General features: G+C 65.6%; 15 protein-coding genes. 7 read left to right on the forward strand and 8 right to left on the reverse strand.

Translation table 11 applies throughout. From position 1 onward, the window contains the following. A complete protein-coding gene (locus G1H11_RS21390) occupies positions 1 to 1,305 on the reverse strand; it encodes an ABC transporter substrate-binding protein (RefSeq protein ID WP_163820646.1) in 1,305 nt (434 codons plus the stop codon). Beyond that, positions 1,302 to 4,373 (reverse strand): hypothetical protein, encoded by a 3,072-nt coding sequence (locus G1H11_RS21395; protein WP_163820647.1) that lies wholly within the window; start codon positions 4,371 to 4,373, stop codon positions 1,302 to 1,304. Before G1H11_RS21395 ends, G1H11_RS21390 begins: the two co-directional genes overlap by 4 nt. Positions 4,374 to 4,562: 189 nt before the next feature. Here G1H11_RS21395 and G1H11_RS21400 point away from each other — a divergent pair, with 189 nt between their 5' ends. Then, positions 4,563 to 5,615 (forward strand): LacI family DNA-binding transcriptional regulator, encoded by a 1,053-nt coding sequence (locus tag G1H11_RS21400; protein WP_163820648.1) that lies wholly within the window; start codon positions 4,563 to 4,565, stop codon positions 5,613 to 5,615. A gap of 142 nt (positions 5,616 to 5,757) precedes the next feature. Continuing rightward, a complete protein-coding gene (locus G1H11_RS21405; protein WP_163820649.1) occupies positions 5,758 to 6,216 on the forward strand; it encodes an SRPBCC family protein in 459 nt (152 codons plus the stop codon). Positions 6,217 to 6,333: 117 nt separating this feature from the next. On the opposite strand, the gene G1H11_RS21410 is transcribed toward G1H11_RS21405, so the two are convergent. Further along, on the reverse strand, positions 6,334 to 7,257 hold the full coding sequence (locus G1H11_RS21410) for a phytanoyl-CoA dioxygenase family protein (RefSeq protein ID WP_163820650.1): 924 nt from the start codon (positions 7,255 to 7,257) through the stop codon (positions 6,334 to 6,336). 139 nt (positions 7,258 to 7,396) lie between these two features. After that, positions 7,397 to 8,260, reverse strand: coding sequence for a helix-turn-helix domain-containing protein (locus G1H11_RS21415; protein ID WP_163820651.1), 864 nt, complete (start codon positions 8,258 to 8,260; stop codon positions 7,397 to 7,399). A 124-nt stretch (positions 8,261 to 8,384) separates the two neighbouring features. Here G1H11_RS21415 and G1H11_RS21420 point away from each other — a divergent pair, with 124 nt between their 5' ends. Beyond that, a complete protein-coding gene (locus G1H11_RS21420; RefSeq protein ID WP_163820652.1) occupies positions 8,385 to 9,185 on the forward strand; it encodes a phytanoyl-CoA dioxygenase family protein in 801 nt (266 codons plus the stop codon). A 134-nt stretch (positions 9,186 to 9,319) separates the two neighbouring features. Here the strand turns inward: G1H11_RS21420 and G1H11_RS21425 are convergent, their stop codons facing one another. From G1H11_RS21425 to G1H11_RS21440, 4 genes are all read right to left on the reverse strand, one after another. Beyond that, positions 9,320 to 10,240 (reverse strand): Gfo/Idh/MocA family oxidoreductase, encoded by a 921-nt coding sequence (locus tag G1H11_RS21425; protein WP_163820653.1) that lies wholly within the window; start codon positions 10,238 to 10,240, stop codon positions 9,320 to 9,322. Then, positions 10,237 to 11,019, reverse strand: coding sequence for an amidohydrolase family protein (locus G1H11_RS21430; protein WP_163820654.1), 783 nt, complete (start codon positions 11,017 to 11,019; stop codon positions 10,237 to 10,239). Before G1H11_RS21430 ends, G1H11_RS21425 begins: the two co-directional genes overlap by 4 nt. Continuing rightward, positions 11,016 to 11,894: an NAD(P)-dependent oxidoreductase gene (locus G1H11_RS21435; RefSeq protein WP_163820655.1), complete on the reverse strand. Its 879-nt coding sequence runs from the start codon at positions 11,892 to 11,894 to the stop codon at positions 11,016 to 11,018. The genes G1H11_RS21430 and G1H11_RS21435 overlap by 4 nt, the downstream gene beginning before the upstream one ends. A 76-nt stretch (positions 11,895 to 11,970) precedes the next feature. After that, positions 11,971 to 12,339 carry a Gfo/Idh/MocA family oxidoreductase gene (locus tag G1H11_RS21440; protein WP_163820656.1) on the reverse strand — a complete coding sequence of 123 codons (369 nt, stop codon included), beginning with the start codon at positions 12,337 to 12,339 and terminating at the stop codon, positions 11,971 to 11,973. Between the two features lie 485 nt (positions 12,340 to 12,824). Here G1H11_RS21440 and G1H11_RS21445 point away from each other — a divergent pair, with 485 nt between their 5' ends. From G1H11_RS21445 to G1H11_RS21460, 4 genes are all read left to right on the forward strand, one after another. After that, positions 12,825 to 14,720 (forward strand): glycosyl hydrolase family 28-related protein, encoded by a 1,896-nt coding sequence (locus tag G1H11_RS21445; RefSeq protein WP_163820657.1) that lies wholly within the window; start codon positions 12,825 to 12,827, stop codon positions 14,718 to 14,720. Positions 14,721 to 14,956: 236 nt separating this feature from the next. Beyond that, positions 14,957 to 16,132: a mandelate racemase/muconate lactonizing enzyme family protein gene (locus G1H11_RS21450; RefSeq protein WP_163820658.1), complete on the forward strand. Its 1,176-nt coding sequence runs from the start codon at positions 14,957 to 14,959 to the stop codon at positions 16,130 to 16,132. Beyond that, positions 16,129 to 17,022 (forward strand): dihydrodipicolinate synthase family protein, encoded by an 894-nt coding sequence (locus G1H11_RS21455; protein ID WP_163820659.1) that lies wholly within the window; start codon positions 16,129 to 16,131, stop codon positions 17,020 to 17,022. The genes G1H11_RS21450 and G1H11_RS21455 overlap by 4 nt, the downstream gene beginning before the upstream one ends. A gap of 68 nt (positions 17,023 to 17,090) precedes the next feature. Continuing rightward, on the forward strand, positions 17,091 to 18,377 hold the full coding sequence (locus tag G1H11_RS21460) for a mandelate racemase/muconate lactonizing enzyme family protein (protein WP_216844005.1): 1,287 nt from the start codon (positions 17,091 to 17,093) through the stop codon (positions 18,375 to 18,377). Positions 18,378 to 18,491: the final 114 nt, after the last annotated feature.

Raw genomic sequence — 18,491 nt, forward strand, 5'->3', positions numbered from 1 at the left:
TCATCCGGCGTCGTCGGCCGCGTCTTGAACCCGGGAGGCGGCCTCCTCGGGCTGGGTGGACCCGGCGGCCAGCGCCGTCAGAGCCTGTCCGAGAGCCTCGGACACAGCGGGGGAGGGAACCTGCCGATATCCGGCGAGGCTGTCGTTCGCCAGTTCCTCGATGGAGCTTCGTGCCGGGCCGGCCTGCTCCGGGAGGCGCTCGGGAACGATGTCCTCGGTCACCACCGGAAAGTCCAGGAAGGCGTCGGCCCAGACCTTGGCTCCGGCGCCCCGGCTCATGTACTCCGCAAGGCGGAACGCCGCAGCTTGGTTGTCGCTGTCCTTATTGACGACGATGATGCCCGTCACGTCGCCGGTGACCGGCGCGAGCTGATCCGTTCCGGGAACCGGGAACGGCACGACGTCGATCTCGAACGATCCGACCTCGTCCAGGGAGTTGACGAACATGTCCAGGTTCCAGCTACCGTTCGCGAAGAAGGCCGCCTGCCCGTTCGCGAACATGTCGTACGTCGTGTTGTAGGTGGTGGCCCCTGCGGCGCCGGCTTGGATGACGCCGTCGTCGAACATCCGCTGGAATCCGCTGAAGGCGTCGACGAGAGGTTCGCTCGTCCAGCTGCCCTCGCCCTCCAGCGCGGCATACAGAGCGTCGCTGTCGATGCCGTTGGCGATCGCCATGAAGTAGTCGATGTTCATCCACGCGTCTTGTGCGCCGAGCGCGATGGGCTGGTAGCCGGCGTCGACGATCTGTTCGGACGTTTCCACGAGGTCGTCGTACGAGCTGGGGGCATCGACACCCACGTCGTCGAGTATGGTCTGGTTCACCCAGAGGAAGCCGGCGATGCCGTAGCCGAGCGGCAAGCCGAACGTCGCGTCGTCGGCCCTGGCGCGGTCCAGCGCCTCGGGCCGGTAGCCGGCCGCCCAGTCGTCGCCGGAACTGGCTGTGGCGAACGCATCGATCGGCACTGTGTACTGGCGGAACTGATGGAACATGGCTCCTGGTTCGACGACGAATACGTCCGGGCCCTCACCAGCACGCAGCTGCGTCCGCAGAGCGGTCACGTGGTCCTCGTACGGAGCGAGCTGGACCTCGACGTTCACGTCGGGGTTCTCGGACTCGAACCCCTCGACTATCGTGTCCATCGTGTCCGCCGTCGGCGTCCAGGACTCGAAACGTAGCGACCCGGTAGCGGGACTTGCCGCGGCAGCCGCATCGACATCGTCGGGCTGGTCCGAGTTCTCGCCGCCACCGACGCATGCAGTGGTGGCGAGGGCGATCCCCGCGAGCAGGATTGCTGGCTTCTTCATGGTGTCACCTCGGTTTGGGTGGGCTCAACTGGATCGATATGCAGCGCGTCAACGTTCACCTGCGTGCCGTCGGCCCGCTCGTCGCTCTCGCCGAGAATGCGCAGAGTCACCGTGTGCTCCGCACGGTCGAGCCCGTCGACGCGGAAGACGGGCTGCATGTTGGCCGATTCGGTGGCGTAGAAGTCGGCGATGCCGGCTTCTTCTCCGTCGACGAGCACGAGTGCGCGGCCTTTGTCCCTGCCGACCGAGCCGAGCACGGTGGCAGCCGTGCCGTGGAACGTGACTGTGGCTTCGGCGCCCCGGTTGCTGGATCCGGTCAGGGTGTTTGCGACGTAGCCATGGCCGGAGACCTGCCACCACTCGCCGGCATAGGTCCAGAACCGGTCGTCGACGCGCAGGGGTCGCGCGGCGCCTTCGTCGGGAACCTCGTCGCCGCCCTCGATGGCGAAGGTGTGCACTCCGGCACCGACGGGCTCCGCCCAGGCGATACCGGACGCGTCCGCCGTCACGGTCGAGCGTTCACCATCGACGATGACGACGACGTCGGTTTCCGGCTCTCGGCGCCACCCGACACGCACGGGAACGCCACCGTCCGAAGTGACGGTGTAGGACTCGCGTTCCTGGTACCGGACCGTCACGTCGTGCTTGCCATGGACCTGGTAGGGGACTTCGCTGCCCACGAGATCGCTGTCGATGAACGGCACGAGGTTTAGGCGGTCGTGGGCGGGCTGGAATCCGAGGACGGTGTGATAGAGCGGCCAGACGCCCACCACGTTGTTGACCATGAAAGGCTCCTGCCAGATATCGCGGCGGGGTAGCAGCGTGTCCGGCTGGATGCTGCTCCACCCCCAGAAGCCGTCCGCGGAGTACCGCTTGAGCAGTTGCCGCGTGAAGCGGACCGTGCGGGCACGGTCTCCGTTCTCGACACCGATGACCGAGGCGGGCTGCTCCATGAGCAGGTGTGCGCCGCCATCGACGAAGAAGGGAAAGTACATCCGGGGAATGACCGTGCCGTCGTCGAGCTCGACGGTCTCTCCGGTCTGGCAGGTGCGTGGATTGGAACCGTGGAGCCGCCAGGCATAGCCGTCGTGGACCTGGCTGCCGTGGTCGTAGATGTGGCCCTCGTTCTCCAGCCGGTCATAGTCCAGCGCGAGGCTCGCGGCCACCGTGCGACGGCGATCCGGGTCGTCGACGATGTCGAACATCAGCGCGTAGCCGTTCGGGAACAGATGAGAGCAGTCCTTGACGATCTCGCCGGACTCGTCGCGCGTATAGGCGAAGGTGTCGGTCAGCGTCGACCAGAACCCGCCGTCCGAGGTGTCGGCGTTGTACTTCTCCTTGATGCCTGCCGCTAGGGCTTCGTAGTGCGCGGCGCGGTCGTGTTCGCCGAGGATGTCGCGTTCCAGCGCGGCCCAGCGCTCGAGCGCCGCGTACGCGAAGACGTTGTGATACGCGCTGACCTGGCCGATGTCGTACTGATCGTTCCACTCCGACCAGTCGGTGAAACAGTCCTCCCGAGGCTCCGGTGTGCCGCATAGGGCGTTGCCGATCAGGCCGGCTGTGGGGCCGCTGCGGATGAGCAGGTTTTCCTCGGCGTACTGGAAGGCCAGCCGTACTCCGTCGGAGATGTCACGCAGCCAGCCGGCATCCGGAGCGAGGTCGTACAGGAGCGTGGCCGCGAAGATCGGGTTGAGCAGATTGTCGGTCGTCGCGTACGTCGGATCGGAAACGTTGGCGTGGCCGTAGGGGTAGCAGCAGGTCAGCATGCCGTCTTCGCGCTGAAGCCCGCCCAGGCCGCCGTCGTCGCCGATGGGGGCGTTGACCGCGTCGGGGTCGCGGCGAGGTGCGGCGAACATGTCCCGGAACTGCTCACGCATCGACGCGAAGGCGCCCGCGTCCTGGAGGATCTCCAATGCGTAGACGTTCCACGGCGACGTGAACCCTGGCGCCTGGGCGGATCTGAACGAGCGCTCCGAGGAGGCCCCGATATCAGTGCCCTGGACGATGGTCCGGCCGAAGTCGTTGACCAGCCGGCCCAGCGCGGTCACGTCGAGGGTCTCGATCGAGCCGGCATCGTAGTACTGGTCCGTCGCCTCCGCGCGAAGGTCCAGGGTCACCTTGTCGTGTTGGTTGGAGCGTATGGCGATCTCGTCGAACAGTGGCTGGTCGAGGTCCTCGGAGAACCGTCCGGGTCCCCACCGCGGGTCGACATAGCCCTTCGGGTTGCCGTTGGCGTAGCCGAGTGGCTCCGCGGCGTGATACCAGTGCGCGACCAGGGAACCCGGCTCGTCCAGCGACCCCGTTCTCGCGAGACGACCACCTGAGTGGAGGTCGCTGTGGACGTCCACAGCGAGCGCGGCCGGCTCGTCGTGGGAGAGGAAGACGTAGTCTCCGGTATCGAAAACGGCCTGGTTGCCGCCTGCCTCCAACAGGATCCCGTTACGCCGGAGCCCGTCGATGGCACTGAACTCTTCGCTGGCCGCGCGTAGCTCGTCACCCCACACCGGGACATTGCCCCCGTCTTCGGGCCGGCGGATGTTGTGCCAGGCATCGCGGGCGAAGGTCAGCGCCGGGGAAGCGGCTGTCGAGAAGCGAGTCTCGGGCCCACGGTGGGTCCGGTCGATGGTCCAGCGGATGCCCTCCGCAGACGTGCCGAACGTCCACGACTCGTCCACCATGGTCCGGCCGCCTTGCATACGGAAGCTGATCCGCACGCCGTCGGCAGTAGTCTCCAGACGCGGCCTGCCCACGTTGTCGTCACTTCGCAGCGACGTGCCATCGGCGGTGACGAGCTCGGTGCCGCCCGGGAACTCGGCTTCGGTGTCCAAGACCTCGCGTCCAGCCACGGTGAACGAGCGCACCGTGACGCCCGACGAGTAGTCGATCTTCAGACTGAGCTCGCCGCCCTCGAGCGTGACCGTTCCACGGGGGTCGGCGGCCGCGGAGCCGACCTGTCCTGCCTGTCCCGTGGCGGAGACCTGCTGGCCGATGAGCGTGGTGACGGCCAAGGCGCCGATGGTGACGAGAGCGGCCCATCGGCGAGATCTTGTCGGCGTCGTTGCCCGCATCCAAACCACTCCCGCGTAGTGTCGGTTAAACCGTTTCAAGACGAAAGTTAGCGTCTAACGGGTGAGGCGTCAATGCGCCGTATCCTGTTTTCTGAAATCTAAAGGCCTGGTTGTTGGGGTTCAGCGCCGCAGGATGAGAAGATCAGATGTCCGTGGCGCGGTGGTCACGGGGGACCTGAAGGAGTGTGGATGAACCGGTTCAAGGACGGCGGCGGGGATGAGCGCAAGCTGACCGGAATCCGAGAGGTCGCGCGCATAGCCGGGGTCTCGGTCGGCACAGTCTCCAACGTCCTCAACCGCCCCGACGTCGTCGCGGAGGCGACGCGTCAGCGTGTTCACGCTGTCATCGAGCAACTGGAGTTCGTCCCGAATCGCGGCGCCGCCGATCTCCGGTCAGGTCGTAGCCGGATGATCGGGCTGGTGGTCCCCGACATCACGAATCCGTTCTTCGCGGAAGTCGCCCGCGGAGCCGTCAACGCCGCGAACGAAGACAACATCGCGGTGGTGTTGTGCAACAGTGACCACGCCGCATCCCAGGAAGATCGCTACCTCGACGTTCTCGAGCAGCACCGGGTGGCCGGGGTGCTGATCAACCCGTTGGGCAAGGTTCCGTCCCGGCTGGAGAGCTTGCGCGACCGAGGGTTGAAAGTGGTGTGCGTCGACCGCTCCGTCCGCAAGAGCGCCTACTGTTCGGTCTCGGTCGACGACGTGCGAGGGGGCGAGATCGCGGTCGAGCATTTGCTGGCGCCGGGCGCGCGACGGCTGGTGCTGGTCAACGGACCGGCGTCGTTGCGACCGTGTGCGGATCGCCGGCGGGGCGCATGGCGCGCGCTCGACAAGGCCGGCCTCTCACGAGACAGCTTGACCGAGGTCGTCTGCCGGTCCATGACCATTCGGGCAGGAGTGGAAGCCGGCGCCCGGATGCTCCAGCTACCCGAGCTGCCCGATGCCGTCTTCTGCACGAACGACCTGTTGGCGATCGGAGTGATGCGCGCGCTCGTCAACGCCGGTGTGGGCGTGCCAGGAGACGTCGCCATCGTCGGCTACGACGACATAGACCTGGCCGCCGACGCGGCTGTTCCGCTGACATCGGTCAGTCAGCCGAAGTTCGCACTGGGACGCAAGGCCATGCAGTTGCTCCTTGCCGAGATCGCGGAAGGATCGAGCCACGAACACGAACGGATCGCATTCCAGCCGGATCTGACCGTGCGCGATTCGTCCGCCGCGCCGAAGGCCGGGTGACGGAACGATGGCGCGTACCAGTGGGCTGCGCTGATAAGAGCGCGGGTTGGTGCGGGCGACGAAGCGGGCGAGCGGCTCAGGGGTCGTGCTGAATCCGAGCCGAATTTTCCACGAATCCCCCGAGTGATGTTCACATGGAGAAATGACCAGCGACGAGAACGTTCCGCGTGTCGTATCCGCCAGCCGCGAGATCGCAGCCGGTGGAGAACGCATCTTCGAGCTCATCGCGGACCCGATGCGGCAGTCGGACTGGGACGGCAACGACAACCTGGCTAGTGCACCCGGCGGGCAACGAATCCGCGCTGTCGGTGATGTGTTCACTATGACGCTCACAGGAGGCAGCGTTCGGGACAACCATGTGGTCGAGTTCGACGAGGGCCGCGTCGTCGCGTGGAAACCCGCCGAGCCCGGTCACACCCCGCCGGGTCACCTCTGGCGGTGGGTACTTGAGCCGGTCGACTCGTCGCGAACGCATGTCACCCATACCTACGACTGGTCTGAGCTGACCGACGAGACCCGCCTTGCGCGTGCCCGCGGGACCACCGCCGACATGCTTCAGGCGTCGCTGGAGCGTCTTGCAGCGATTGCGGAGCGGGAATGATCGGGTGACTGCAGAGCCACGACACCGCGCCGGGCGGGGGCACTATCGCGGCGGGTTTGCGCAGGTGAGTAGTGGTGGCTGCGGCGATGGCTATGCCGCGACGAGTCTGATTGCCGGTCAGGCGCCGGAGGGGGAGTACTGAGCCTCGCGCCACGGCCTGAGGTCTAGGTGAGGGTAGCGCTGCTGCATGCCGTCGAGCGTTTCCGCGGTCCAGAACTGGTGGCCGGGCGGTGGGAAACCGAAGAGTTCCAGTTGGCGTGGCGTGGCGCGGTGCACGAACCGGTACCACTCAGGCATGTGGCTTCGCGCCGCCCACGCCATCCGCTGGCCCCAGTCGACGTGGGCCGGGCGGTAGATGAGCTGCATGGAGTAGCGTGCCCCGCGAGGCTTGCTCAGGCCGGTGCCGCGGTGGAAGGTCCGGGTGTTGAAGGCGATGACTGTGCCCGCCGGGCCTGCGCCGGACTGCTCTGCGGCGTACAGGTTCGAATTGTCGGCGGTAGAGACGAACTCGCCGCTGCCGCCTCTCCTGGGATAGAAGTTCGGGTTCATCGGCAGGTGGTCGGTGTGGTCCCGCGAAACCAGGTGCGGCGGGCCGAGTTCCTCGGGGACGTCGACCAGGAAGACGAACAGCTCCAGGTGCTGGTATCGATCCTCTGTCGAAGGAACCAGGATCGTGTGAGTGAGATAGTCGCGGTGCAGCGCCTGCTCGTACGGCGTGGCGCCGGTGTACTTGGCCCACGCTTCGGCCGAGGAGATCCGCAGGTCAGTCTGTCCGAGCAGATTCTCCGCTAGCTGGACGATTCGGGGATGCACGGCCAGGAGGCTGAACTCGGTGCTGGAGAACGGGAACTTGTCGATCCCGTCGAACTCGTCCTCGACATAGCGGGTACGACGGGGATCGGTGCCGTCGTGAAAGCCGTTCGGTGTGGGGAACATCGTGTCCATCTCGCCGAGCGCGGGCGCCAGGTCGTCGGCGGAGAGGAAGCCAGGCAAAATCACAAACCCATCCGTGCGCCAGGCGTCTACGATGCCGTTCTCCATGCGCCCCCATGCTGATGGGCCGGGCGATCGATGCGCAACCGAGTTTAGCGGTGACACGAATCGGGTCCGCTGCTATGCGTCTCACCGGATGGGCCGCCCCGCAATAGACCGACCCTGCCTCGTTCGTGGACCCGGAGGGCTATATCGAGCCCTCGGTGATCATTCGGCGGTAATGACGGGGGTTGGTGTGTTTGAGGGCGCGGAAGCGGCGGTTGAAGTTGGACAGGTTGCTGTATCCGCATTGGGCTGCTATTTCGGTGATGGGCAGCTCTGTGTCGGTGAGCAGCTCGCAGGCGGCGCTGATCCGGAGCTCGTTCACGTAGTCGGTCATGGTTTGACCTAGGGCGCGGCGGAAGTGGCGGCTGAGCGCGGTAGGGCTCATGTGTGCCACGGCTGCGACCTCCTCCGAGCTGACCGGCCGCCTGAAGTGCTCGTGTAGGTAGGCGCAGATGTCGTTGATGCGCTGTCTGGCGGGTCCGCCCAGGACGGGGTGTCTGGTGCTTGTGCTCAGCGGCCTGGTCTCAGCCATGGTGAGCTGTATGACGATGTCGATGAGGGTCAGGGTTCGCGTCGCCGGTAGGAGGCCGGGCAGCGATGTCAGGGTATTGACCATTGCCGGTGTCGCCTCGATCGCCAGCCCTCGGCTGGCCTCGTTCAGTAGCCGGTCGGCGTGCATGAATTCGGGTCGGGTGAACAGATCGGCGCCGAGGAAATCACGGCGAAACTGTACGACGATCGCCTCATGCTCGTCGGCATCCTGTTGTGCGCCGGTGGAGGACGAGGCGTAGGTGTGCGGCACGTCGGCGCCGATCAGCGCTAGGTCGCCCGGACGGTAGTGCTCGATGCTGTCCCCAACGAAGCGGGCGCCGCTCCCGCGGGTGATCAAGGTCAGTTCAATCTCGGGATGAACGTGCCACCGGAAGCCGAACTGGCGCTCCCGGCGTGTGAAGTACGTCCAGGATATGTCTGACCCGCCGACGATGTGCTCACGTTCGGGTTGCATCAACACAAACGATACGTGAAGACCCCACCTGACTCGACCCTGGTGACCTCATAGGTCATACGAGTATCAGAAATGGTCATCCAGAGCGTAGTGCTTGTCAAAGCCAGCCGACGATGATGGCGGCATGGATATCGACACGCCCTACACCCTCGGCCCCGCCGCAGCCAAGCAGTTCGACGACGATGGCTACATTCGCCTACCCGGCGTGCTGGACGCGGACACCATCGCCGCCTTCGAACCCGAGATCACCTCCAAGGTCCTCGAGCTGAATACGCTGCACCTGCCCATGGCAGAGAGATCGACTTATCAGAAGGCATTTCTGCAAGTGGCGAACCTGTGGCGGCACAGCGAACTGGTCCGCCGGTTCGTGTTCTCCGCCCGACTGGCGCGGATCGCCGCCGAGCTGATGGGCGTCGACGGCGTCCGGCTCTATCACGACCAAGCCCTCTACAAAGAGACCAGCGGCGGGATCACACCCTGGCACGCCGACCAGTACTACTGGCCGCTGTCGACCGACCGAGCCTGCACCGTGTGGGTGCCATTGCAAGAGACGCCACACGAGATGGGGCCGCTGGAGTTCGCCGCTGGCAGCCACCGTTTCGAATACGGGCGTGACCTACCCATCGGTGACGAGTCAGAGTCTGCGTTGCAGACCGCGCTCGCCGAGCAGGGATTTCCGGTCTCCAGCGAGCCGTACGCGCTCGGTGACATCAGCTACCACCAGGGCTGGACCTTCCACCGCGCCGGACCCAACCAGACACCGACACCTCGACGGGTCATGACCATCATCTACATCGACGCCGACATGACCGTGTCCACACCGACTAACCATCACCAGGAGGTCGACCTCACCACCTGGATGCCGGGTGCCAGCCCAGGCGACGTGCCGAACACGGAACTCAACCCCACCCTCTACCACCACTGACTCTCTAACTACGGGGGGAACCACCAGGCAAAAGACACCGCTACGGAGGGGCGGAGGCATCAGGGTGACCATCGTCCAACCGCATCCGGCGGCTGGCACGGAGTGTCCCCATACGCATGTCTCTCCGGCACGACTCAAAGCTGCTCAAGTGCGCGCATAGTCGGCAAGACGTCGTTGACGGTGCACGTTGGTTGTCGTCCTCCGGCGACCGCGGCCACGAACTCTTCGTCTTGGCGAATCAGCCCGAGGCGCTCCATCTTCGCGGTGTTCCCACAGTCGACCACGATGCCGTCCGGGGAGAGCAGCTGGCCGCCGTCGATACGCAGGGTCGTATCTTCGGCGATGATGGTGAGCTCGCGAGCGGGTAGGCGCGCATGGTACGAGAGCGCGATCGTGGCGATCCCGCCACTCGGGGTAGTGAGGACGAGGCCGGCGTCCATCGTACGGCCGCTCCCTGGCCAGGCTGGTCCCGCGCCGCCAGACACGGCGGCAACCTCTGCTGCGAGAAGCCACAACGCGGCGTCGACAGTATGTGCGCCATGATGCCAGCGGACATCGTCGGTCCACGTCCGGGTTCGGCCCTCCAGCCCGACGTTGCGCTGGCGGTGCATAAGAGTCCGGGCGACGACGTGTCTCACGGTCAATTCGCCGGAGTCGACGAGGCCGCGCACCGCTCGGTACGGCTGGCAGAACCGGAGGGTGTGCGCCACTGCGACGTGGCGACTGGCGATCTTTGACGCCGCCGCAACTGCCTGCGCTTCTTTCAAGCTCATCCCTACCGGGATCTCGCACAGCACATGCAGCCCAGCCCGAAGCGCTGCGATCGTCTGGGGCGCGTGCATGTCGTTGGGTGAGGCGATCACAACGGCGTCGAGCCCGGGGTGCGCGAAAAGATCGTCTGCGTTCCGGTACGTAGCAGCCTCTTGGATGAGTCCTCCGGCGCGGACAGGGTCAGGGTCCGCGACCGCCGTCAGCTCCGCGCCTGCGCCGAGTAACGCCGTGACGTGCTGTTCAGCGATGGCACCGGCGCCGACCACGCCGATCTGGACGCTCACGAAGCCTCCACAGGCCAGCCGAACAGCTCGCGCGCTGCTCCTCCGAGGATCCATACCCGGTCCTCGTCCGACAGGTAGGAGCGGTCGGTCACGTGCCGGATCGCATCCGGGTAGGAACGGGCCAGGGGATCGGGCCGGTTCCAGTCGCCGCTCCAGGTGATCCGGCGTGCACCGTACGCCGCGACAATCTCGCGCAGGAACGGGTCCGCGTCCGGGTAGGGATACGCCGTGCCGCTGTTGGCGTAGAAGCCGGCCCACATGGTGTAGACGCGCGGCCGGGACGCGAGCGCCAGAAATCGGTCGAAGTCACGGCGGTCCACCGCCGCATCCGGGTATCGGGTGAAACCGGCGTGCTCCAGCCGCAGCCGCAATTCTGGTAGCTCGTCGACCACTTCCGCGAACGCCGGATGGGCGATGTCGGCGAGCGGACCGCGCACGCTCGCGACAAGCCCGTGGCCGGCGATGGCCCGCCACAGGGCGAGCGGATCCGACCCCGGAGAGCGGGTGGCCGCCCACAGCCGGACCCCAGTGAAGTGGCTCGTGGCGGCGAGTCTCGCGACATGGTCGATCGCGCCCGGGGTGTCATCCTCAACCATCGCGATCGCGGTAAACCGTGCCGGATCGGCGGCGACGCACTGGGAGAGGTAGCTGTTGTCCGCGTTGCCGACGAACTGGACCAGCACGGCGTGGCTGACGCCGGCCTCCAGCATGGCGGCCCGGTACTCATCTAGCGGCGGGTACTTCCACCGCCCGACGTGCACGTGCGAGTCCACGATCACGTTGGCCACTCCATCAGCGCGGTGACCAAGGCCTGCGTGCCACAGTCGCCACCGCGTTGATGCCGTACTTTGTCGACCAGCTCGGTGACGAGGGCCGTGCCTGGGAGTTCGACGTCGCCCGCGGCCTCGGCCACTAGGCCGAGGTCCTTGCGGAGATGATCGAGCCTGAATCCCGGTTCGAGGTCGCCCTCCCGGAGGCGCGACCACACGAAGTCGAACAGCGACGACCCGGCCACACCCGGCCGCACGGAGTCCGCCACCAGCTCCACGTCCAAGCCTCCCGTCCTCGCGAGGACGAACGCCTCGCAGGCCGCGAGGGTTATTCCCGCGACGAGTGTCTGATTGACCAGCTTTGCCAGTTGCCCGGAGCCGGCCAGGCCATGATGGACAACCTCACTGGCGAACGCATCGAGCACCGGCCGAACGCGCTGCAGGCCGTCGGCGTCGCCGCCGACCATGACCGAGAGTGCGCCGGCCTGAGCACCCGCCGGACCTCCGCTGACGGGCGCATCCAACACCGTGATACCGCGATCGGCACTTGCTTCGGTGATTCGGCGGGCAAGGTCCGGTGCGGACGTCGTCATGTCGACGGCTACGGTCCCGGCCGCCGCGTTCGCCAGCACGCCGTCCTCGCCCAGGTAGATCTGCTCGACATCGGCGGGCGCCGATACGATCGTCACGACGACGTCGGCCCCGCGAACGGCATCGGCGACGGTGCGAGCGGCCCCGGCGCCAGCCTGAACCAGGGGTGCGGCCCGCGCGGGAGTGCGGGCGAACACGGTGACGTCGTGGCCGGCGGCCAGGACGTGGCGAGCCATCGGGAGTCCCATGAGGCCGGATCCGATCCACCCGACGCGGAACGACTGCGCGGTCATCGCGTGCTCTCCTTATCGATGAGTTCCGGTGGCAAGCGACTACCACTGTAGTCCGCCACAAGGTCTCTTTCTTAGACTAAAGACCTAGGACATTTAAGCTTGTGAGGCCGCCAGAGGAGATGGCCTGGTGCAGGACTGGTTCTGGGCGGCGAAGTGCCGCTGACTGAGGCCCGACGCGATCTCGCCGGAGCGTTTCCCGGCGTCGAGCGCGGACTGCGACATCGGCGTGCAATCCCGAAGGCACAGCGACGACGACGGCATCGATGTCGTCGCGGTCGAGGAGGTGCTCGACGGACGACGCCGCGTCGACGCCGAATTCGGCGGCGGCCGTCCGCGCAGCGTCCTGCGACACATCTGCCATTGCAACGAGGTCGGCGGGGGAGACGGTCGAGTACAGCCGCGTTATGTAGCCGCGGCCGATGACACCGACGTCGACGACGCCCATAGGGAGTCGGGTAGAAGCGGAGGTCATAGTGTTCCTTTCACTTGAAGATGGCGTCGACCTTGGTGCGCATGACGGCGACGGGGGAGCAGATGGGTGACACGATCGTGTCACTCCCATGTGTCCGAAGCAGGCGGGTAGGCCACTGTGGCCCGCAAGGCGTGCACGTCAAGGCCACGCTGCCGGCTATGCGGTGACATGACCTAGGTCTTAAGATAGCACCTTCTATAGATCGGAGCGGGCCATGGCCGACCTAATGTGTCCGATTCCTCCCGCAGGTCATCGCCGGCCGGCTGATGCGTCCACCGTAAAGCGCGACTCGGCCCGATGAAATGGCGTATGGCCCCTGAGCTGCCACATCGCCGGAAACTCCAAGGTACATCGGCGATGTAGAAATCTAAGCTACTTAGGCCCTAGGTCTTGACACGGGTTGGACGTGCCCATCATCGTTGGGGCACCACACTCGCATCAGCTCGAAGGAGACTCCCGTGACGCAGACCTCCAACAAGCCGACGATGCTGAGTCGCCGCCAGGCCGCTCTTGCCGCGATTGCGGGAGGCGCTGCCCTGGGCACCGTCGCTCTCCCGGCCAATGCGGCTCCGCCCTTGCGCCGACCAACGCGGTACGCCGGCGCCGTCCGTGATGTCCGTGACCATGGGGCGATCGGGGATGGTGTCACCGATGACACCGCAGCAATCCAAGCTGCTCTCGACGCCCTCGATGACGGCGAGGGACTGTACTTTCCAGCCGGCACCTTCGTGGTCAGTCCCTCCACCACCACCGACTTCATTCTTCGGATCAAGACCAAGAACGTCTCGATCTTCGGCGAGTCGCGGGAGACGTCCATCATCAGGATCAAGGATGGATCAGGACCTTACTGGGGAATTCTCGGGTCGCTAACTGCGGCGGAACACTGGGAGATCAGGAATCTCGGGTTCGATCACAATCAGCAGAACAATCCGCTCGCGACCGATGCCGAGTACTGGCGGCCAACGCTCCGCTACACGGTTGCGTGTTATCCCGGTGACTCGGACACGATCTGTGTGGACACCATCGATGTGCTCAATTGTGACTCGGTCGTCAGTCTCTACTTCCCGTCCAGCGGGCCACGTAGCCGGAGCGTCACCGTGTCGAACTCGCGGTGGCTGGCGTGCGATTCGCAGTCCTCTGCCTCGTACTCGTACGACCAGTCCTTGATCAACGTCGCGGGTGAGTCGATTATCATCACTGGCTGCACCTTTCAAGGCGCCAGATGGGAGAAGGCGCCGGCGACGGCTATGGAACTGCACGGCACCACGGTCAGCGTGATCGGCAATACGATCACCGGCTTCCAGACTGGTGTGAACCTCACCGGTATCAGCCGCGGCGGCACTGATTACGGTCTCACCTGCATCGGTAACTCCGTGGAGGCGTCGCGATTTGGCATCACGATCTGGTCTGGACAATTCAGCGGCCAGGAGGAGATCCCGCCGATCGGCTTGGCCGGTGTCCTCGTTGCGGGTAACAGCATCACCATGCGCACCGACCTCTATCCCGAGGCGTACACGTCACCCCGCGGTGCGGCCGTGACCTTCTTTCCGTACTCCTTGTCCCTAGACCTGGCTTCTGTGAGCATCGTCGACAACATGATCAGCTATGGCGATGGAGTGACGATACCCGCCCTACGGCAAGGCACTCCCGGCATCTACGCCGCCGCCATCAGCGTGCCGACCTCGGGATCGTCCGCGGCGAAGCCCTTGCTTGCCCAGCTGGAAATCTCCGGCAATACCGTGCGTCATGCGCCATTTGCTGCCCTCGCGGTCACCTGCGCTCCGCTCATGGGATTCCACGCCAGTGGGAACAACTTCCTGGACTGCGGTGTCAGTTCCGGAGCGCCGGGAACGCCTTTTGGGCATGTCGTGATCTTGGACGGCGAGTTCCTCGACGATCCCGTGATGACCGGCGGCAAGATAGCCATCCACGCAGACACCACCTGCTCGTCGGTGATCTACTATCGGGATCGCACTGAAGACCCAAAGCCATTGGTACTTAGCACCATGATCGACATCCGTAGTGCCGACTCCTCGAGTTGCGGGGACTATGTGAGCGTCTATCCCGGCAGTTCGGTGCAGATCGCAAGTCACGTCGGCGGCGTCGTGAAGCGCATGCCGCCGTTGGCAACCCCAGGTTCGCGGGTCACCACCGACGGGCAGCTTGTCCACGAGTTCGTCGGCGGTGGGTGGGTCACTCGGGGCGCCGGCACCGCGGCGCCGACCAGCGGGACGCACACCCGCGGATCGACGGTCACCAACGAGGCGCCCGCTCCCGGGGGCGTGACTGGCTGGATCTGCGTCGAAAGCGGCGATCCGGGAGTCTGGAAGGGATTCGGCAGTATCGAGTCGTGAGCAGTCGACAATGACTGTGTCCAGGTGACGGCTCGCTGCGACTCGACGGCGTCTCCTCCGGCGACCCTGGGTCGTCCGTCGTCCGTCGTCCGTCGTCCGTCGTCCGTCGGGCTCGCGCTCGGGGCGGTAGGGCTACATCGATGATGCGTTGCTGGCACTGACCCTATCGTCGAAACGAAACCTAGGTCCTAGGTCTGATAAACTGAACCACTCAGTCTCCTGGAGAAGGGCTCCGAATGCGTGTCACTGCTGTCCGGAAGTGGGTCGCCGAGTTCGGGTACTACAACGCGATCTATGTCCGGATCGAGACCGACGAGGGCGTGGTGGGCGAGTCTGAGGTGGCCATGCGCCGGCGGACGCGCACGGTCTCCGCACTCATCGACGAGCTGGGCGAGTACCTGGTAGGCAAGGATCCCACCCGGATCGAACAGCACTTCGAGCGTATGTACCGTGACTCATTTCTCGGCGGCACACTCCTGACGATCGGCATCTCGGCACTGGACATCGCTCTGTGGGATCTGAATGCCCGAGCGCTTGGCGTCCCTGTCCACCGGTTGCTTGGCGGCAAGTTCCGGGACAGCGTGCCGGTCTACACACACGCCCGGGCCACCGAGACGCCGGAGCTCTTCGCCAAGGAGGTCGCGGACCGGCTCCAGCGCGGCTTCACCGCGATCAAGACCACGCTGCCGGGCTTCTACACCAAGGTTTCGAGCGTGCACCATGAGACACCTGCTGCCATCCCGGCCCGGCAGACCGAGACGGAGCTGCTTCCCAACTGGATCTGGCGGTTGATCGCGGAGTATTTCGACGCCGCGCGGGAGACCGCCGGGCCGGACGTCCACCTGATGCTGGATTGTCACGGACGGCTCAACGTCGCCAACTCGGTGCGCTTGGCCGAAACGGTGGAGCCGTACCGCTTGACCTTTATCGAGGAGCCGACCCCGCCGGAGCGGCCGGACTGGCTGGTCGAGGTGGCCCGGCGCTCGTCGACGCCGATCGCCGCGGGAGAGCGCTGGGCCAATCACTACGGCGCGGCGCCGTTCCTCGAGCAGCCGGCGGTGGCGATCGCGCAACCCGACGTGATGTTCTGCGGTGGCATCACAGCGGCGAAGCGTATCGCCACGCTGGCCGAGACTCATGGCGTCTCGATCGCCTTCCACAACCCGTTCGGCCCGATGGCCAGCGCGGCAACCTGGCAGCTGGCGGCCACGCTACCGAACTTCCTCATCTCCGAATCGATGATCACCCCGCAGCAGATGGCGTACTGGGACCGGTACACCGAGAACCCGCCGCGAGTGTCAGAGGGGGAGTGGAAAGTGACGGACGAACCGGGGCTCGGGCCGCGTTTGCGGGTGGAGGAGATCGTCAAGCACCCGTTCAAGCCCGAGTACGACCAAGGCGGGACCCGATGAGCGCACCATTGGCAGGCGTCTGGCCGGCGCCGCTGACCATGTTCGACGCGGATGGCGGTCTTGACGAGGACGCCATGGCGGCACACCTGGACTGGCTCATCACGGCCGGCGTGCACGGGCTGGTGATCAACGGGACCAGCGGGGAGTTCATCGCCCTGACGGACGCGGAGCGCCGCCGTGTGCTCGAGATCGCGGTTCGCACAAGCGGCGGCCGAGTACCGGTGCTGGCCGGGACCGGCAGCTATACGACCGCGGACAGTATTCGACTGACCAGGCACGCCGCTCAGGCTGGGGCAGAGGCGGCTCTCGTGGTGTTGCCGTACTTTCAGCGCCCGTCCCGGGCTGAGGTACTTGACCACTATCGGGCTATCGCGGCGGCAGTGGAGATCCCGCTCTTCGTGTACAACATCCCGGCCAACGCGGCGACTGCGGCCGTGACCGTGCCGGACCTGGCCACCCTGTATGCCGAGGGCGTGGTGTGCGGTGTGAAGAACACGGGCCCTGCCGTGCACGTGGTCAACCAACTGCGCACCAGACTCGACGACGGGTTCCGGATCTTCTATGGCGGGACCACCGCTCCGGTGGAGGCCATGGCCGGGGGTGCACACGGCTGGGTCAGCGGCCTGCTCAACGTCATTCCGGCCGCGGCGGTGAGTCTGTGGACGGCGATGGTCGATGGCGATCTTGAAGGCGCCCGGCGCGATTGGGGCAGGTTGTGGATCTATCGGGAGTTGCTGGCCGAGCCGCTGTTCCCCGACGCCAGCGACCTGGCCATTTATCGTGGTCTGTTGCGGGTGTGGGGACGCCCTGCAGGCTACTGCCGGCCACCGCTGCGGGACTTGGACAGTCACCAGCTGACCGAACTGGAGAAGAAGCTCGCGACAGCGTAGTCCGCCGGGAGTCGCGGTGGGGGAGACCATCGGGGATGCGGGGCGCACCGAACATTGGAGGCAAGAGGATGACGCTTCGCGTCACCGACATCGAGCGTTTCGTGATCAACGTCCCGTTCCGGCATCGCGTGCGGCCGTGGAACGAGCTCCTGGTGGCCAAGTGGGGCGTCATCGAGATCATCAAGGTCACCACCAGTTCACGTGACATCGTCGGCTACGGCGAGACATTGGTGCACTACACGTGGCAGCAGGTCGCCGATGAGACCGTGGGGCGCGTCATCGGCACCAATCCAGCCGAACACCTCGCCGATGATTCACTGGGTGCGGGTTTGCAGATGGCGCTGTACGACGTCGTGGGTCAGGCGCTCGGCGTGCCGATGTACCGGCTGCTGAGCGAACGCAAGGTGCGTGACTGGTGCCCGATCTCCTGGTGGAACACCAAGATGCCGGCCGACCTGCTGGCCGAGGAGGCGCGCGATGCGCTCGCCGAGGGCTATTTGGCCCACAAGATCAAGGTACGTCCGTGGTTCGACGTGCGGGAGCAGGTCCAGGCGATCAGCGATGTCACGCCTGAGTCCTACCTCATCGATCTGGACTGGAACGGGATGCTGCGCACGCCGGGGGAGGCGTTGCCGGTGCTGCGAGAACTTGACGCGTGGTCGCGGGTCGGTCTGTTCGAGAGCCCCATCCGCCAGGACGACGTCATCGGGCACGCCCATCTGCGCGGCCGCTTGCCCCGTCCGCTGGCTGAACACTTCCGGAAGGACCTGTTCCCGGTCTGGATGCGGGACGATTCACTCGACGCATTCGTGGTGTTCGGTGCCGGTGTCAGTGGCCTGATGCGGCAAGGCCAGCTCGCCGCGAGCTTCAACAAGGAGTTTTGGCTCCAGGTGGTCGGGACGGGGCTGACCACTGCTTTTACCCTGCATATGGGTGCTGTGCTGAGCCACGCCACGTGGCCGATGGTGACCGGGATGAACACGCTGGCCGATGACCTGATCGTCGAGCCTATCGAGATTCAGCACGGGCTGGCCCGCACTCCAGAGAGGCCGGGCCTCGGCGTCACAGTTGATCAGGAGGCCATCGAGAAGTACCGGGTAGACACCTCCGACGTGCCAGAGACACCGCTGCGCATCCTAAGATTCGACCTCGGTGACGGCCGGCGTCGCTACTATGCGGACATGCTTCAGCTATGGCGAGACTGCCGCGAAGACCGGAACATGCCCGTGCAGCCTCGGAACGCCAGTCTGAGCTTTCATGACGACGACGGGACGCAGGAATTCGCCGAGACCCATCGGCGGCTGCGTTCCGCCCCGTTGTGGGACATGGATCTTGCCCCGGCGGCGTGGACCTGACATCGCCAGGCAGCCAGAAGCGGCGATGCCCCGTCGCTTATTGCGAATCGTGTGGACTAGAGCCCTAAGACTCTTCTTGCGATACGATGTCCCAGGATCGATGAAGGGTGACGG

Origin of the sequence: Phytoactinopolyspora alkaliphila, assembly GCF_010550695.1 — a bacterium.
Lineage (GTDB): Bacteria > Actinomycetota > Actinomycetes > Jiangellales > Jiangellaceae > Phytoactinopolyspora > Phytoactinopolyspora alkaliphila.

Coding starts and splice junctions, on each gene's coding strand:
- G1H11_RS21390 (WP_163820646.1), bottom strand. CDS start 1,305: ATGAAGAAGCCAGCAATCCTGCTCGCGGGGATCGCCCTCGCCACCACT.
- G1H11_RS21395 (WP_163820647.1), bottom strand. CDS start 4,373: ATGCGGGCAACGACGCCGACAAGATCTCGCCGATGGGCCGCTCTCGTC.
- G1H11_RS21400 (WP_163820648.1), top strand. CDS start 4,563: ATGAACCGGTTCAAGGACGGCGGCGGGGATGAGCGCAAGCTGACCGGA.
- G1H11_RS21405 (WP_163820649.1), top strand. CDS start 5,758: ATGACCAGCGACGAGAACGTTCCGCGTGTCGTATCCGCCAGCCGCGAG.
- G1H11_RS21410 (WP_163820650.1), bottom strand. CDS start 7,257: ATGGAGAACGGCATCGTAGACGCCTGGCGCACGGATGGGTTTGTGATT.
- G1H11_RS21415 (WP_163820651.1), bottom strand. CDS start 8,260: ATGCAACCCGAACGTGAGCACATCGTCGGCGGGTCAGACATATCCTGG.
- G1H11_RS21420 (WP_163820652.1), top strand. CDS start 8,385: ATGGATATCGACACGCCCTACACCCTCGGCCCCGCCGCAGCCAAGCAG.
- G1H11_RS21435 (WP_163820655.1), bottom strand. CDS start 11,894: ATGACCGCGCAGTCGTTCCGCGTCGGGTGGATCGGATCCGGCCTCATG.
- G1H11_RS21440 (WP_163820656.1), bottom strand. CDS start 12,339: ATGGGCGTCGTCGACGTCGGTGTCATCGGCCGCGGCTACATAACGCGG.
- G1H11_RS21450 (WP_163820658.1), top strand. CDS start 14,957: ATGCGTGTCACTGCTGTCCGGAAGTGGGTCGCCGAGTTCGGGTACTAC.
- G1H11_RS21455 (WP_163820659.1), top strand. CDS start 16,129: ATGAGCGCACCATTGGCAGGCGTCTGGCCGGCGCCGCTGACCATGTTC.
- G1H11_RS21460 (WP_216844005.1), top strand. CDS start 17,091: ATGACGCTTCGCGTCACCGACATCGAGCGTTTCGTGATCAACGTCCCG.